The organism is Streptomyces sp. NPDC057743 (genome assembly GCF_042798755.1).
In the GTDB taxonomy this organism is placed as follows: Bacteria; Actinomycetota; Actinomycetes; order Streptomycetales; family Streptomycetaceae; genus Streptomyces.
Window position 1 is genome coordinate 73,519 of the sequence record NZ_JBHVJX010000032.1, and the last position, 14,339, is coordinate 87,857.

A 14,339-nucleotide genomic window follows, 5' to 3' on the forward strand; every position below is an offset into this window, starting at 1 on the left:
TTCCTCGCTGTTCTTCACTGCACCGTCAGGGCACCGCCGTTGACGATGACCTGTGCTCCCACGAGCTGGATGCTGGCCAGTCCGGGCCCGCAGGAGATCTCGATGGCCGTTTCGTTGACCTTGATGAACGGGCCGCTCTCGCCGTGCAGTTGCAGTTTGATCCCGCCCTCGGGTCCCGGCTGGTCGCTGATGACCAGGGCGTTCTGTGAGGGCGTGGCGAGAACGATCTGCGGGGTGCCCGGGGGCGTCGACTTGGCGGCCGACGGTACGTCTCCGGGCCCGCCCCGCCAGAAACCGACCCACACCGGGCGGTCGGGGTCCCCGTCGAGGAACTGCACCCACACCCCCGCCCCGGGCGCCGGAACCACGTACATGCCGCTGTCCTCCCCGGCCATCGGGGTCAGCGGTGCGGCCGACACACAGACGTCCTCGCCCAGCACCTCCGGGACCCGGACCTGCAGTCGTCCCGTTCCGGTCGGGTCCACGGCACAGACCACGACGCCCTGGTACAGGCCGTGCCACCGCCGCACCGTCTCCACGCTCACGGGTTCACCACCTGGGTGTCGGAGACCAGGCCGTCGCGCACCAGGGTGAAGTGCTGCCGGAACGTGGTCCTGGTGAGGTCGTGGGTCACGTCGCGCACGGCGTAGGTCCCGTCGTAGGCGGGCCCGGCCCCGCGGACGCCCACCAGGCGGTGGGAGCCGAGCACGTGGCCGTAGCGCAGCACGTTCAGCGTTCCCTGGGCGGTGACCGGGTCGCCGGACACCGTCCGGCCCAGCCCGGCCAACCGGGCCTGCGGCAGCGACCGTCCGGTCTGGCCGGTCAGCGGTCGCGCGCACAGGGCCGGGGCGGGGTGCGCGGCCAGGCTCCAGTACAGCACCTGCGGCTCGGGCGGGACGATCTCCGAGATGCTCCGCGAGCCGGGATCCACAAAGTGGGTGCGGTAGTGCGCGACCGACAGGCCGTCGTGGGCGAAGCTCAAGTCCTCGACGTTGTCCGCGGCGCCGCAGCCCGTGGTGAGGGCCGGCTGCGGGTCGCCCTCGCGCTTCTGTGGCCCCCAGTAGGCAGTGCTCGCCCCGGGCACGGGCCCCGGCTCGATGTGGAAGACGTGCCCGACGTCGGCGGCCATCGCGCGGAGGTAGGCCAGGTCGGTCGCCGCCTGCACGGGGATCGTCACCGCCGGGTTGGGCTGCTCGGTGAGGACCGGCGGGACCGCCCGCGCGGTGATCCCGTACTGCGCGTACCGGGCACACACTGTCTCGGCCCGCAGGTGGGGTGCCAGCCCGGGGTAGGAGCACCGCACGTGCTGAAGGTCCATCAGCACCGACAGGTCCTCGCCGGTGACCGTCAGGAACGACGCGCCGGGCGCCCGCCCCGCGTGCATCTCCTGCCGGGTGATCAGCCCGTCCATGAGCACCTGGCAGCGGCCCGCGAGGGCCACCGCCACGACGACGCGCCGCTTCACATCGAGTGCTCCGCCGGGCACCACCGCCTGCCGCAGCTGCGAGCGGGGGCTCATGGCGAAGGTCAGTTGGAAGCCGTTGGTGACGCCGGTGGCGGAGGTGACGCGCACATGGTGCAGGGCATCGATGAACGCGGCCGGGACAGGCTCGGGCACCGCGTCGCCGGCGAGCAGCATCAGGTGCAGGCTGGGCGTCATGGCCGCGCGGCTCCGCCGGAGGCGCGACCCTGTGGCGCTCCCAGAGGCAGGGCGATGCGCAGCCGTCGGCCGGGCACCGCCGTCAACGACGCCGGCCACAGGGCCCGGTTCGCGTCGGCGATCCGCCAGAACTGTTCGGGGTCGCCGTAGTGCCGGGCCGCGATCCGGTCGAGGCGGTCGCCAGCCGCCACGACGTGCACGCCGGCGTGCGCCAACTCCTCGGGCTGCGGCAGGAACCGGCGCCGCAGGTGCCTGACCTGGCGGCCGTCCCGGAGGGTGTGCACCGCCGTGGGAATCCCCTGGTATCTGCTGCCGGGCTCGATCATGCTCGCTCTCCTCGGGTTCGTCGTGCCGGGTCGCTCACGGCCCTTGGTAGCCCACCGCTCCGGGGCCGTAGCCGACCAGTGCCGCGAACCGCTCCCGGCCCTGCTGATAGCGCAGGTACAGCCCGCCCGCCGGGTGGGCGGGGCCGACGTCGTCGACGGTGAGTACCCGCATCGTCAGCGACACGCGGGCCCGGACCGGGTTCAGCTGCCCGTCGTGGGCCTCCTCGGTGACGGTGACCTCGGCGATGCGCACGGGCAGCACCCGGCGCGGGCCGAGCACCAGCACCGGCACCGGCGCCTCCACCGGCGCGACTTCCAGCACTCCGCGGGACGCCAGCCGTTGCTGCGACGCGAGCTGGACGCTCGTGGGACAGACTGCGGACTCCAGTGCCGACAGCGCCCCGAACAGGCCGATGTCCGCGGGTGGTTCGGGGCCGGCGGCCGAGGCCCACTGGTCGGCCGCGTTGAATTCCGCCTCGACGTGGAAGGTCTCCTGGGGCGGGCCGTACAGCCGCAGCGTCTCCAGCCGGTCGCCGGGGTCGTCCCCGATCCCCTGCGGCCGCAGCGTGCGGGTGAGCCGGTCGGGGTTGTACTGGAAGGGCACGACCCGAAGCACCCGCCCCTGCTCGGGGTCGAGGAAGACGAAGCCGCCGCGGTGCGGCGCGGGGGTGGTCATGCCGCTCGCTCCTCCGCCGCGCGTCGTGCCCTCGCGGATCTCCCGTTCCTCATCACGGCCCTCCCGACTCGTCGGCGCACAGGGCGCGGTGGACGGCCCGGGCGAGGCAACGCCCCAGGGCGGTGGCCTCGGCCTCGGCCGCCACCGCCCCGGCGGCGCGCCGGACTCGCCGCTCGACGGGCGCCTCCCCGGGCGCGTGCGAGAGCAGCTCGGTGAGTTCCGCCTCCAGGGCGGCGCGCACCGCCGCGGCCCGCGCCGGGCTGGTCTCCGCGGGCAGCACCAACTGCCGGATGCGCAGCTCGATGCGGGTCGCGGTCATGTGATCACCACCGCCGTGTCCGCCTCGAACTGTTCCGTCCGCGCATCGACGAGCGGGCTGTCCACCCCGTCGACGCGCAGCCGGACCGCGTACCGTCCGGGTACGCCCCGGGCCACCCGGAACCGCAGTCTCCCGGTGGGCTCGGTGAACGGCTCGGCAGGCACGGGCAGTTCGCCCACAAGCAGTTCCACCCGCTGCCCGGGATGGACCCTGGGCGTGCACTCCACCGCGAGGTCCACCGCGCCGCCGGAGTCCCGGGTGGCGGTCAACGGCAGCCGGCCGGTGATCCGCGGAGCGACGTCCACCCACCTTGTGCCGGTGGTGCGCCGGCTGCCGTCGGCGGCTTGCAGGCTGACGACCACGGACCAGCGGCCCGCGCCGTGATCCTCGCCGAGCACGGCACGCACGGTTCCGGCACTGATCACCCGCGCCGGCAGGACCACGGGCCCGCCGAGCACGGCATGGGTCAGGCTGACACTCACCGTCGCGGCGTCAAGGCCACGGCACACCAGCTCCAGTTCGGTCCCCGGAGCGGCGACCGGCGGGCTGACGGAATGCAGAGCGGGCCAGGTGACGGCCGTCGACGCGGTGACCTCGGGGCCACGGTCGCGTTCCCCTCGGCGCAGCACGGGCAGCGGTGCCCGGCCGGGCACCGCGCTGTCGATCAGGACGACCCGCGCCTCGTAGGCGACCGCGAGCCGGTCGCCGATGTGCAGGGCCGTCCACAGCCGCGCCATCGCCTCGGTGCTCAGGGCGGCGGGAGTGATCCGCACCGGTTCCTGCTGACGGTACAGATCGCTGAAGCCCGCCGCTTCCCTGAGCACGTCGGGCGACAGGACGGGCCGGTCGTGCAGCGCGGACATGGCCTGGCCCAGCAGCAGTTGGGGAACGGTGGCCCCAGCGTCGGCGGGCGCGCGGCAGATGAGCAGATAGTGCAGGACCAGAGGCAGTGGTGGGCAGCGGGTCTCACCGGGCCGGGCGCCCACCGGATCACTGTTCCGCCAGGCTCCGTCGACGGTCGTGCGGTACAGGAACACGTTCAGCTCGGCCGCGGCGCCCTCGACGGCGGCTTCGTGGGGCGCCCCGACGGTCACCACGGCACCGGGAACCGCCCGGCTCACGGCGTCCTGGAGCACGGCGCGCAGACCCTCCGTCGCCGCCGCCACGGACCGCGGGTCGCTCACGACCGCCTCCCCGTGAGGTAGGCGTCCAGGCTCAGGCGGGGCACGCGCCGGAGGCCGGACCGCTCGGCACTCAGCGGGGCGACGGTACGGACCTCAAGCCGATCGATGGTGATCCGCACGACCGTCTCGGCCGCGCCACTGTCCACCACCGGCCCTCCTCCCCAACGCCCGGTGGGCTCGGTCCCGTTCGCGGCCGAAGGCCGGTCGGCACCCGGGGGCACGGGGCGACCAGGAGGAGCAACGGCGGTCGCGGCGCCATTAGTTGGTCCTGCTCCTGCGGACGGCCGGAGACGGGTCGGGCTGGCACCGGCCTCCGGGTTCGCGCCAGCCCGCCCACGGAACGGGGTGGGTTCAGGTGCGGCCGCAAGCCGATGGGTCGCGGCCGCCGGCCCACGTCCCGGAACACCGCTGTCAACGACCGGAGCCGCTGCCGCTCCCCCCTCGTGCGGCGGCACACTGGTCGCGCGCTGGCTCCGGCCACCCGGCCGCCGGTCCACGGGCGTTGCCGGCGTGACACCATCCCCGTGCTGCCCCTCCGTGTCCGTGGGAGTGGCGGGGGAACGGCCCCTGTCCGGCGCCGTCTGCCGGCCGTCTGCCGTGCCCGCCGCACGCGGGGTCCCGTCGTCCCCACCCGTCCGGCCGCGGTCGGAGGGCATCGATGGCGGGACGGTGGCGGAAGAGGGCACGGAGACCGGACGGTCCGGCGACAACGGGGGCACCGGGTCAACGGCTCCCCGAACCACCGCGCCGTCCCCCGCCGTTGGCCGTTGCTGCGGACCATCGGCCCCCGCATCCCCCGCCGCGCTGTCTCCGGGCTCATCCGACCGACGTTCGAGACCACTGACAGCGGAGCCACCTGAGGGCCGGGGGCGAGGCGCAACGCCCTCACCGGCCGGCGGGTGTGGGGCCTCAGCCGACGGTGACCGGAGGTGGCCGGCGTCAGGAACGTCGCCGCCCTGGTGAGAAGCGTGGACGGCCGGATCGGTCCCCTCGCTGCGGCGGGTCGCTTCCCGCTCGCGCTCCGACGTCCGCCTCCCCGTCGTCCCGGACCGGGTGACTGCCGTCGCCGGTGCTGCTGCGTGGTCCGGCGTGTGCGCCCCGGGCTCATTGGGGACAGGTGCCGCATGATGTGGCCCTCCGTCGCCGCCGACGCACCACGGATTCGGACCAGGACGCCGGTCCGGGACACCGGCGCGGGCCTCGGCCGCACGGCTGCCGGTCTCGGGCTCTGCCGGCACGGGGTTTTCGTGTCGACGCCGTCCAGCGTCCCGCGTACGCGGCGCGGCAGGGCAGTCGTCACCCTCGTGAGGCGCCCGGTCGATCGCCCCGCCCACCGTGCTCACCGCGCCCTCCTCCCGGGTGACCGGGCCCGCTTCGGAGGAGCGAGCGGCGGCCGCGGGACTCGTGGACGTCGCCTTCGCCCGCTCGGCGGCACCGCGTGGGCGTCCCTTGCGGGGCGCAGCGTGACCCGGCAGGCATGGGGCGGTCGGATCAAACACGTGGGGCGGCGCATGCCGCAGTCTCGGTCCCGGCTCCCGCAGCAGCCGGCCCACGAAGTCGGTCATTGTGCGGCGACCTCCAGGTAGAACCGCCGGCGTGCTGGACTCACCGACAGCACATCGGCCTCCGACCAGCCGTAGGCCCGCGCCAGCGCATGGACCTCGTACATCAGGCGGCGCACATAGGCGTCGATGTCGGCCCACAGGTGTTCGGCGACGTCGAAGGCCGCCGCCCACCGGTGGTCACACCCCGGACATGCCAGGGCGACCGTGGTGTCGGCGCCCGGATCGAGGTCGGCCAGTCGCCGGGCCACCTCCTCCAACACCGCGTCGGGTACCGGGTCCTGCGCCGGGCTGACGCTCACCACGCAGCGGCGCAGCAAGGCGCGGCGGGCGTCCGGACTGTCCGGATCGACGGCCTGGAGGTCACCACCCGTCAAGGCGCGGTACGTGACGTCGAGCCCCTGTTCCACCAGGGTCGCCGTTCCCACTTCGACGGGCACGCCACCCGCGTCCGGTCCCGGCGGCCGCAACTCCCGCGTGCTGACCGCGACATCCAGGCTCTCGCCACAGCCCGGGCAGTCGGCCGCACAGGAGAAGGTGTCGCCGAACGCCTCGGAACGCAGTTCCAGCAGAAGGGAGTTGAGGGCGGTCACGGGAAGGCCGGCGACCTCCCTCTCGGTGCCTTCCGCGAGCGTGGCCAAGAGTGGCGCCCGCGTCATCGGCCGCCGCCGGATCCCCTGTTCCCACACCTCAAGGACGCGTTCCTCCGTCAGTTCCCCCAGCACCCGCTCACCCCGCGGTGTCGGTGAACTGCGGTTCCTGTGGCGGGTTGGTGTGCTCCCGTACCCAGCCGTGGTGCTCGACCTTGATGTACTCGAAGGCGACCCCGTTGGCATTCGCGTCCAGTTCGGACAGGCCCTGGTACTCCGAGACCCAGCACTCGTGCACGGAGTACGACAGCACCTGCTTACCGCCCTCGTCGAACACGTCGAGCACGAGGTCCCGCCGGAAGTCCTTCAGCGAAGTCTCCAGTCCCCCCGAGGAGTTGCGCAGGCTCCAGGCCCGGTTCGCCCACTCCTCGAAGGCCGTGTCCACGGTACAGCCGCGCTCCAGGGTGATCGGCTCGTACTCGGTACGGCCGGGGAGCTTGCGGCTGGTTCCGGGGTCACCCCCGTTCCGGTGCCGGATGACCTCGGTCGTCCGCTTCAGCCCACTGACCCGGCTGATTCCCGCGATGTACTCGGTGGCGCCGCTGAACTTCACTCGGAACCGGAAGTTCTTGAACGGGTCCCGACGCGTCACTTCCGCCATCGGCCGTCCTCCTAGACCTGGATCTGCCCGGCGAGCTGCTGAATGTGCACGACCACGAACTCCGCGGGTTTGAGGGGCGCGAAGCCGACCTGGATGTTGACGATGCCGCGGTCGATGTCGTTCTGTGGGTTGTTCTCCTGGTCGCACTTGACCAGGTAGGCGTCCGACGGCGTGCGCCCGCGGAACGCTCCGGCACGGAACAGGGTGTTCATGAACGCGCCGACGTTGAGCCGGATCGATGCCCACAGCGGCTCGTCGTTGGGTTCGAACACCACCCACTGGGTGCCGCGGAACAGGCTTTCCTCAAGGAACAGCGCCAACCGCCGCACGGGGAGGTACTTCCACTCGTCGGCGAGCCGGTCGTCGCCGCGTAGCGTTCGCGCTCCCCAGGCGACGGGACCGACGGCCGGCAGCCGTCGCAGACAGTTGACTCCGACCGGGTTGAGCAACCCGATGTTCTGGTCGGTCAGCGGCACTTCGAGATCGACGACACCGTTGAGCGAGGCGTCCGTGCCCGCCGGTGCCTTCCACACACCACGCTGCACGTCGGTACGGGCGAGGAGACCGGCCATGACGCCGGAGGGCGGGAACGGCCGCAGCGCCCCGCCGCGCAGCGGGTCCGGCGCGAGCACGCGGGGGAAGTAGACCGCGGCGTTCTTCGCCAAGTCACCCTGGAGCACCGGGCTGTTCTTGACCTGGTCGACCAGTTGCGGGACCGATACCGAAGCACCGTTCTGGGGTGCCGTCCAGCTGGGCGGGGGGTCGACCAGAAAGATGGCGCGGCGATCGGCGCACAGTTTTGCCGCCTCCGCCAACAGCTCACTGAGGTCGCCATCGCCCTGCTGGTGCAGCCATTCGCAGTCGGGCAGGCAGAGCATGTTGAAGATGTCGGTCTTCAACAGCTGGTGCAGGCCCGTCTTCTCCGCTTCGCTGCCCATGTAGTCGGCGATCGACGTCGGTCGGTCGTCGGCGTCACCACCCAGCGGCTGGGCCGGGCTGGTACCCGCCGGCGGCAGCACATCCGCGAGCCGATTGGCCTCGTCGGGGTCCAGCCGGACGAGCTGGGAGGCGGCCAACACGTGATCGAGGCTGCGGGAACTGTCCGGGTCGGTGGTGACGTTGCGGTACGTCTCCGTCAGACCGGTTCCGGTGTCCGTGACGACGAGGGTGAACACGGGCTTGCCAGAGGACGCAGCCGCCTGCGCGGCGTCCCCGTCGGGCGTCACCACGTCCTGGTCGATGGTCACTTGAAGGCGTTCCGCCCAGCGGCCCGGCGAGGCGGCCAGGAGCTCGAACGGCCGCCCGGCGGACCTGGCCGGCTTGGCGGCAGGAACGGGCTTCTCCGCTTCGCCCCCTTCCCCCTCCTCGCCCTCGGGCGTGCCCTTGGTTTCCCCTTCGTTGGTGGGCTTGTTCTGCCCCGTACTTTTCGGTGGCGGCGCGGAGGAGCCGGCGGGCAATTGCGCTCGCTGCGAGCCGGCGATCGGCACCCGGACCGTGTTCCGCTGCCGCGGATCCGCCGTCACCACCCGGACGATCTCCGCGTCGCTGCCGCCGTTCAGGAAGAAGTGGTAGACGGCATAGCTCATGGGGCTGGCCATCCACAAGCCGCCGTACACGGTCTCGTAGTCGGCCCAGCTCGTGATGTGCACGGGCCGATCGACCGGCCCCCGGGGCGCGTAGCCCACGAACGCGGCGACCGACGTGGGCACGCCCGTGATCGTCCTGACGGAGCCTTTGACTTCGTCGAGGTAGACGCCCGGGTAGGTGAGATTCACCGGCATGCAAGGCCCCTTCTGTACGACCTTCTCCCGACGAGTGGGTCGAGGAACCTGCGGAGAGAATGGGGTCACAGGCTCAAGCGAGAAGGCGCGCGCTCAAGATCACGGGTCACGCTAAGCAGGCACGACACCGGTAACCATGCGGCGCCGCGGCCAGTTCTTCGATCAGGTGACGCGGTATGCGCTGTTCGGCCTCGAAAGGGGCCCGGTGATTTCCCTTGCTAGACCGTGAACACGGACACGGAGACGTCGTCGCCCGAGACCATGACGGAATATTCGCATTCTCCGGTCTCAGTCACTTGGTCTGCCTGACGGGGGAATCCGGTGAATTCGATCCAGGCATCGCCGTCGTCGCCATCGTCCCAACTGATGGTCCCCTGGCCGCCGAAGCCGTTGCTGCCCGAGGGGTCGACCACGGCGAGGGTCACAACGTTGGCTCCCCCACGGGAGTTCGTGACCTGGATGTCCACGGTCAGCGGCTTGCCTGGGCTGGCGAGCGCGGTCCCTTTCACCGGCGCGACGTTTCCGGCTTTGAAGGTGCTTGCGAAACCGGTGGACTTCGTGCCCGACACCTGTTGGACGACCACGTTGAAGGTATTCGGGTCGGGGGTCACCGTGGGCATGGCGTTTCTCCTCGGATTGGCTGGCTTCACAGACGCGCCCGTCACACTGGGCAGCGGCAGGCTAACCACTTGCCTGCGCCGCTCCGTTCAGGTCCGCTACAAAGGCAGTGGTCGTGTCGGCGGCCTCGTCGGAGCCCGGCGCACGGAAAGCCGCCGGCTGCCACCGGCGGCCGTTGGAGCGGATGCGGAACGGGGCCGCGTAGCCACGAGAGATCTCACAAGCCCTGGAAGCTGCCCAGTGCAATGAGTTGGGCCGTGCCGAGGAGATACCCGCCCGTGTCGCGGGCGGGTGTGGTGCGGGCGGATCAGCTCGGAAGTGAGCTGGAGGGGTGGCGAAAGGAGCACCCGGAAGGTCTCGGGCAGCAGACGCAGCTGCACGGCCTTGGATCGGATCGTGAAGTACAGACCGGCGCCGATGACCAGGGGGATCAGCAGCCAGGTCCATAGGTGATCGCTCACGGAAACGATCAGCGTGTCCAGGTTCTCCATTCCGGAAGTGTCTCGGGGGTCGAGGAGCCCTCGACAGGGACTAACTCGACAGGGACTAAGGTCCATCGCTCGCAGGTCGCTGGACCTTGGGTTTGCGTCTTTGGTCCTTCTCGCTGTGCGGTGGTGGTTGGGGAGCGGTGTCTTGGGGCCCCGCCGCAGGTGTACGGGGTGGGGGTCGTGGGGTCCGGGAGGCCGGACTCGGACCTGTCGGGCGGTGTCGGTGGGGTGTCCTAGAGTCCTGGCCGTGACGACTCTCATGATTGATGCAGGTCCGGTCGCAGCGGCTGCTCTGGTGACCCGGACCGGTGGAGTACCGCTGGCCCCGGCTGGTGTTTCGTGGCCCCGCTGCGCTTCGTGCCAGGGCCCGATGCAGTTCCTCGCCCAGGTGGCCTTGGATGACCTCGGAGACGGGGTTGGGGGTCGCGGGGTCCTCGCCTTGTTCGCGTGCGAGAACGACCCGGGCATGTGCGACGACTGGGATCCGGACTCCGGCGGGAACCAGGCACTGCTCTTCCCCGCGGAGGGCCTTGGGCCACTGCCGCAGCCCGAGGGCGGTGTCGATGAGGCACTGCTCGTCCTCGGCGCCGTCCGGGCGGTCCGCTTGGTGCGTGTGGACGAGCCCGATTACGACCAGGGCGGCCAGGAGTGGGCAGCGAAGAACGACGACCCCGCGTCATCCGTGCTCGGCCAGCTCGGTGGAAGCCCCGCCTGGCTTCAGGGGGATGAGACGCCGTCCTGTCCCTCATGCGCCTGTCCCATGCCCCTGATCGTCCAGCTTGAAGAAGGCCCGGACCACCACACCGCCATGAACTTCGGCGGTGGCGGCTGCGCCTACGCGTTCGCCTGTGAGCCGTGCGGCCATGCGAAGTTCCTGTGGCAGTGCTGAGCCGATCCCAACGAGCGTGAGGGGCTTGGCGTCGACAGCCAGAAGATGGTGAAGCCTGTTCGGCGCGGGTGACGCGGTACGTCGGAGCATCGACGCGAGAGTCAGGCACGGGAAACGACGGAAGCGCTGCTGTAGTCGGAATCCCCAACGGACTTGCAGCGAACTCGGTTCTGGGAAGCGGGAGTTTCGCTCGTCCAACGCTGCGGCCGAAGTCGAGTGCCCAGCCCCCGACTTGAGGCCACGACACCACCCCCTGAGCCCAGGCGCGTCCCGGCCGCGTGCAGTTGTCGGGAGGAGAGGGGCCGACTTATCCATTCGCGACATGTCGGACTAATGCGCTACGGTGCGTAGCGTAAGTAGGGAAGACGGACAAACAGGGGTAGGCGTGCGCAAGAGCATCGCGCGACGTGCGGGGATCTCGTTGACGGCGGTGGCCGTGCTGGCGGGCGTGACGAGTTGCCAGGGCGGCTCGGACAAGGCCGAGGGGGATCGACAGAACTCCGGCAAGGGCGCGGTGACACACGCGCTTTCGGCGGCCTACAAGAAGACCGCGGCGGCGAAGTCCGCGAAGGTCAAGATGAGCATGACCACGCCGGCGAGCCTGCCGGACAGCGGTGTGTCGAAGATGACCGGTGTCATGGGCTGGAACCCGATGGTCATGGATATGACCATGATCGACAGTCCGCTCGGGGCGAAAGCCGGCGACGACGCCGAGAAGACCCACATGATCTGGCTCGACGACGCCATGTACGTCGACATGAACGAGCGGCTTGAGGAGTTCGACGGCAAGCAGTGGGGCAAGATCGACTTGGGGGCCGCGCTGAAGCAGAGCAACAACGCCAAGCTCGTGAAGCAGATGACCGCCGGCCTGGAGGACATGAACCAGGACCCGGCGCAGCAGCTTGCGATGCTGCTCGGTTCGCCGGACGTCAAGCACCTGGGGTCCGGCGATGTCAACGGCGAGCGTGCCGAGCACTACAAGGGTTCGCTGACGGTCGAGGAGGGGCTCAAGGGTGCCAAGACCGTCCAGGCACTCACGCCCGAGGAACGCGAGAAGCTGCTCGCGAACGCCAAGAAGGCGGGCATCAAGGGCTACACCTACGACGCGTGGGTCAACAGTGACGACTACCCGGTGAAGATGGACATAGACATCAGGACGTCGCAGGGCACGATCACCACCACCTCGGAATTCTCCGACTACGGGACCAAGACATCGGTGCAGGCCCCGCCGGCCGGTGACACCGTCGACCTGCTCAAGGAACTCCAGAAACTCACCGCCCAGGGCAAGTAGTTCACCGCGGCGACGGTCTCGGACGAGGCGGCCGGATCGATGGAGATGACCACCCGTCGTCGTGCACCTCAATCGATCCGGTCCGAGACCCTTGAGCGGCCGGCCGACACGCGAACTCGCAACCGGCAGTTGGCGCCTCCCCCCTTCCTCCCGACCTCCCCCGCCCCGCCCTCAACTCCTGTGCGCTTTGAGCCAACTTGAAGCCACCGGGACTCGATTGCCTACGGAGAGGTTGTCGTGTTCGCGACGAACCCCGTTTACTGCGGGCACCAGTCGAGACCCAAGGAGGCGCACCCGTCTCATGATCAAGCAGATAGCAGCCCTGGCGGCACTTGTCCCAGCCATGCTGAGCCCCACCGTCGGCGTCGCTTCGGCGCACTCCGCGCCGCGCGCGACCTCGGCCGCGGTCACCCTCACCTACGACGCCAGCGGCGCCGGCAAGTGGGCGGACGCGATCAACCAGGCCGTGCAGAACTGGAACACCGCCGTGCACAACGTGCACTTGGAGCCGGCGAGCACCGGCGCCTCGGCCGACTACGTCTACAAGGCGACCAGCGGCTGGCCGCAGACCACGCTGGGGCCGATCTTCCCCGGCGGCGGCGGTGAAGTGCAGTTGGGCCAACAGGCGGTGGACCAGGGCTACGACACGACCCGGATCGTCGCACACGAAACCGGGCACATCCTCGGACTGCCCGACGACTACAGCGGCCCCTGCTCGGAGCTCATGTCCGGCCACGGCCCCGGCCCGTCCTGCACGAACGCCAAGCCGAACACGGCCGAGGCGGCACAGGTCGACAAGAACTACGCCGGCGGCGGACCGGCGGTGCGCTCGCATCGTCACCAGGTAGTGATCGACATCTGGTCCGGCCGGGTTCCCGCCGGCTCGCACTGACGGGCCATCAGCCCACCTGCCGCAGGGGACGGCTGCGGCAGAGGGCCGGCCGGATGGCGGGCGCCGCAACACCCGCCGTCGGCACAGCCGCGGACGTCGCAGGAGGGGCGGCGCGCGACTCGGCACCCACTCCCCCAAGGCACCGAAGACTTTGCGCCCGTACCCGGCCAGGACCCGATCGGCGATGTCGCCATCCAAGCCGGGGTTGTACGTCAAGCACTCTCCCTCTAGGGTTAGTTCGATAGTTGTCGTACAAAAGGAGTGAGTGCTGTGCGCGCGATCGGCCTGACGGAGTTTGGTGGACCCGAGGTGCTGCGGGTGATGGAGCTGCCGGATCCGGTGCCGGGCCGCGGCGAGGTGCGCATCCGTGTTCACGCCGCCTCGGTCAACCCCACCGACACCATGCTGCGCTCCGGCACCACCAGCGGACGGTTCAACGGCCGCCCGGGGCCGTACGTACCGGGCATGGATGCGGCCGGCGTGGTCGACGCCATCGGACCGGGCACCCCCACCTCGCTCCAGCAGGGGGATGCCGTGATCGCGATCGTACGCCCCTACGAGCAGCGCGGCGGCGCCTACGCCGAATTCGTCGTGGTGCCGGTGGAGTCGGTGGTGCCGATGCTCCCCGGCGTGGACTTCCCGGCCGCCTCGACGCTCCTGATGAACGCCCTCACCGCCCGTCTCGGGCTGGACCTGCTCGACGTGCCAGCCGGCGGCACCGTAGCGGTGACCGGGGCGGCCGGGGCCTTCGGTGGGTATGCGGTGCAACTGGCCAAGAGCGATGGACTGCGGGTGCTGGCCGACGCCTCGCCGGCCGACGCGCAGTTGGTTGCGGACCTGGGCGCGGACGAGGTGGTGTCGCGCGGTGATGACGTCGCCGATCGGTTCCGCGCGCTCGCGCCCGACGGGGTGGACGGTGTGCTCGACGGCGCGATGCTGCACGAGTTGGTCCTCCCGGCGATCCGGGACGGTGGTGGTATCGCCGTCATCCGTGGTTGGGACGGCCCGGTGGACCGCGGTATCCGGGTGCATCCGGTCTGGGTCAACGAGGTGGCCACCGACCACGCCCGGCTGCTCCGGCTGCGCGACCAGGCCGAGGCGGGCGAACTGACCCTGCGCGTGGCCGACGTCCTGCCCGCCGACCAGGCAGCCGAGGCACACCGGCGACTGGCCAAGGGCGGCCTGCGGGGCCGCCTCGTACTGGACTTCACCACCCTGTAGCTGCCTGGCAGCCGCAGTTCGAGCGAACGACGCCTTCCGCGCCCACGACACGGTCGGCGCGACAAGGCAACGCGACAAGGCGATGTGCCCTAGGTCCTGTCGTCAAACTCCCGTCGTTCGCCCGGAGGGCGGGCCGGGCGGTGGTCGGTGCGTGCTCTCGGCGTGCCGGGCGATGGCCCCT

15 protein-coding genes are annotated in these 14,339 nt (G+C 70.8%); 4 read left to right on the forward strand and 11 right to left on the reverse strand.

Features of this window, described 5'->3' with window-relative positions:
- Positions 1 to 14 precede the first annotated feature (14 nt).
- The 11 genes from ACFVFQ_RS29750 to ACFVFQ_RS29800 form a co-directional block, all read right to left on the reverse strand.
- Positions 15 to 545: a phage baseplate assembly protein V gene (locus ACFVFQ_RS29750; protein ID WP_383421910.1), complete on the reverse strand. Its 531-nt coding sequence runs from the start codon at positions 543 to 545 to the stop codon at positions 15 to 17.
- Positions 542 to 1,660 (reverse strand): hypothetical protein, encoded by a 1,119-nt coding sequence (locus ACFVFQ_RS29755; RefSeq protein WP_383421912.1) that lies wholly within the window; start codon positions 1,658 to 1,660, stop codon positions 542 to 544. Before ACFVFQ_RS29755 ends, ACFVFQ_RS29750 begins: the two co-directional genes overlap by 4 nt.
- On the reverse strand, positions 1,657 to 1,986 hold the full coding sequence (locus ACFVFQ_RS29760; RefSeq protein WP_383421914.1) for a LysM peptidoglycan-binding domain-containing protein: 330 nt from the start codon (positions 1,984 to 1,986) through the stop codon (positions 1,657 to 1,659). Before ACFVFQ_RS29760 ends, ACFVFQ_RS29755 begins: the two co-directional genes overlap by 4 nt.
- A gap of 34 nt (positions 1,987 to 2,020) precedes the next feature.
- A complete protein-coding gene (locus tag ACFVFQ_RS29765) occupies positions 2,021 to 2,662 on the reverse strand; it encodes a hypothetical protein (RefSeq protein WP_383421916.1) in 642 nt (213 codons plus the stop codon).
- A gap of 52 nt (positions 2,663 to 2,714) precedes the next feature.
- Positions 2,715 to 2,981: a hypothetical protein gene (locus tag ACFVFQ_RS29770; RefSeq protein ID WP_383421918.1), complete on the reverse strand. Its 267-nt coding sequence runs from the start codon at positions 2,979 to 2,981 to the stop codon at positions 2,715 to 2,717.
- Complete coding sequence (locus ACFVFQ_RS29775) at positions 2,978 to 4,165, reverse strand: DUF4255 domain-containing protein (protein WP_383421920.1); 1,188 nt, start codon at positions 4,163 to 4,165, stop codon at positions 2,978 to 2,980. Before ACFVFQ_RS29775 ends, ACFVFQ_RS29770 begins: the two co-directional genes overlap by 4 nt.
- Entirely contained in the window at positions 4,162 to 4,314 is a 153-nt protein-coding gene (locus ACFVFQ_RS29780) for a hypothetical protein (protein WP_383421922.1), read from the reverse strand. Before ACFVFQ_RS29780 ends, ACFVFQ_RS29775 begins: the two co-directional genes overlap by 4 nt.
- A 1,412-nt stretch (positions 4,315 to 5,726) precedes the next feature.
- Positions 5,727 to 6,452: a hypothetical protein gene (locus ACFVFQ_RS29785; RefSeq protein ID WP_383421924.1), complete on the reverse strand. Its 726-nt coding sequence runs from the start codon at positions 6,450 to 6,452 to the stop codon at positions 5,727 to 5,729.
- A gap of 4 nt (positions 6,453 to 6,456) precedes the next feature.
- Complete coding sequence (locus ACFVFQ_RS29790) at positions 6,457 to 6,978, reverse strand: phage tail protein (protein ID WP_383421926.1); 522 nt, start codon at positions 6,976 to 6,978, stop codon at positions 6,457 to 6,459.
- An 11-nt stretch (positions 6,979 to 6,989) separates the two neighbouring features.
- The gene (locus ACFVFQ_RS29795) at positions 6,990 to 8,759 is read right to left on the reverse strand and encodes a phage tail sheath family protein (protein ID WP_383421928.1); all 1,770 of its coding nucleotides are present in this window, start codon (positions 8,757 to 8,759) and stop codon (positions 6,990 to 6,992) included.
- Between the two features lie 218 nt (positions 8,760 to 8,977).
- Positions 8,978 to 9,379 (reverse strand): hypothetical protein, encoded by a 402-nt coding sequence (locus tag ACFVFQ_RS29800; protein WP_383421930.1) that lies wholly within the window; start codon positions 9,377 to 9,379, stop codon positions 8,978 to 8,980.
- Positions 9,380 to 10,124: 745 nt separating this feature from the next.
- Here ACFVFQ_RS29800 and ACFVFQ_RS29805 point away from each other — a divergent pair.
- From ACFVFQ_RS29805 to ACFVFQ_RS29820, 4 genes are all read left to right on the forward strand, one after another.
- Positions 10,125 to 10,754, forward strand: coding sequence for a DUF1963 domain-containing protein (locus tag ACFVFQ_RS29805; protein ID WP_383421943.1), 630 nt, complete (start codon positions 10,125 to 10,127; stop codon positions 10,752 to 10,754).
- Positions 10,755 to 11,139: 385 nt separating this feature from the next.
- Complete coding sequence (locus ACFVFQ_RS29810) at positions 11,140 to 12,045, forward strand: hypothetical protein (protein ID WP_383421932.1); 906 nt, start codon at positions 11,140 to 11,142, stop codon at positions 12,043 to 12,045.
- Positions 12,046 to 12,346: 301 nt separating this feature from the next.
- Entirely contained in the window at positions 12,347 to 12,937 is a 591-nt protein-coding gene (locus tag ACFVFQ_RS29815; protein ID WP_383421934.1) for a snapalysin family zinc-dependent metalloprotease, read from the forward strand.
- Between the two features lie 270 nt (positions 12,938 to 13,207).
- Positions 13,208 to 14,158, forward strand: a complete 951-nt coding sequence (locus tag ACFVFQ_RS29820) for an NADP-dependent oxidoreductase (protein WP_383421936.1) — start codon at positions 13,208 to 13,210, stop codon at positions 14,156 to 14,158.
- Positions 14,159 to 14,339 lie beyond the last annotated feature (181 nt).

Excerpts from the sequence above, each read along its gene's own strand:
- ACFVFQ_RS29755 (WP_383421912.1), bottom strand. The coding sequence starts at position 1,660 with ATGACGCCCAGCCTGCACCTGATGCTGCTCGCCGGCGACGCGGTGCCC.
- ACFVFQ_RS29760 (WP_383421914.1), bottom strand. The coding sequence starts at position 1,986 with ATGATCGAGCCCGGCAGCAGATACCAGGGGATTCCCACGGCGGTGCAC.
- ACFVFQ_RS29765 (WP_383421916.1), bottom strand. The coding sequence starts at position 2,662 with ATGACCACCCCCGCGCCGCACCGCGGCGGCTTCGTCTTCCTCGACCCC.
- ACFVFQ_RS29770 (WP_383421918.1), bottom strand. The coding sequence starts at position 2,981 with ATGACCGCGACCCGCATCGAGCTGCGCATCCGGCAGTTGGTGCTGCCC.
- ACFVFQ_RS29790 (WP_383421926.1), bottom strand. The coding sequence starts at position 6,978 with ATGGCGGAAGTGACGCGTCGGGACCCGTTCAAGAACTTCCGGTTCCGA.
- ACFVFQ_RS29795 (WP_383421928.1), bottom strand. The coding sequence starts at position 8,759 with ATGCCGGTGAATCTCACCTACCCGGGCGTCTACCTCGACGAAGTCAAA.
- ACFVFQ_RS29800 (WP_383421930.1), bottom strand. The coding sequence starts at position 9,379 with ATGCCCACGGTGACCCCCGACCCGAATACCTTCAACGTGGTCGTCCAA.
- ACFVFQ_RS29805 (WP_383421943.1), top strand. The coding sequence starts at position 10,125 with ATGATTGATGCAGGTCCGGTCGCAGCGGCTGCTCTGGTGACCCGGACC.
- ACFVFQ_RS29815 (WP_383421934.1), top strand. The coding sequence starts at position 12,347 with ATGATCAAGCAGATAGCAGCCCTGGCGGCACTTGTCCCAGCCATGCTG.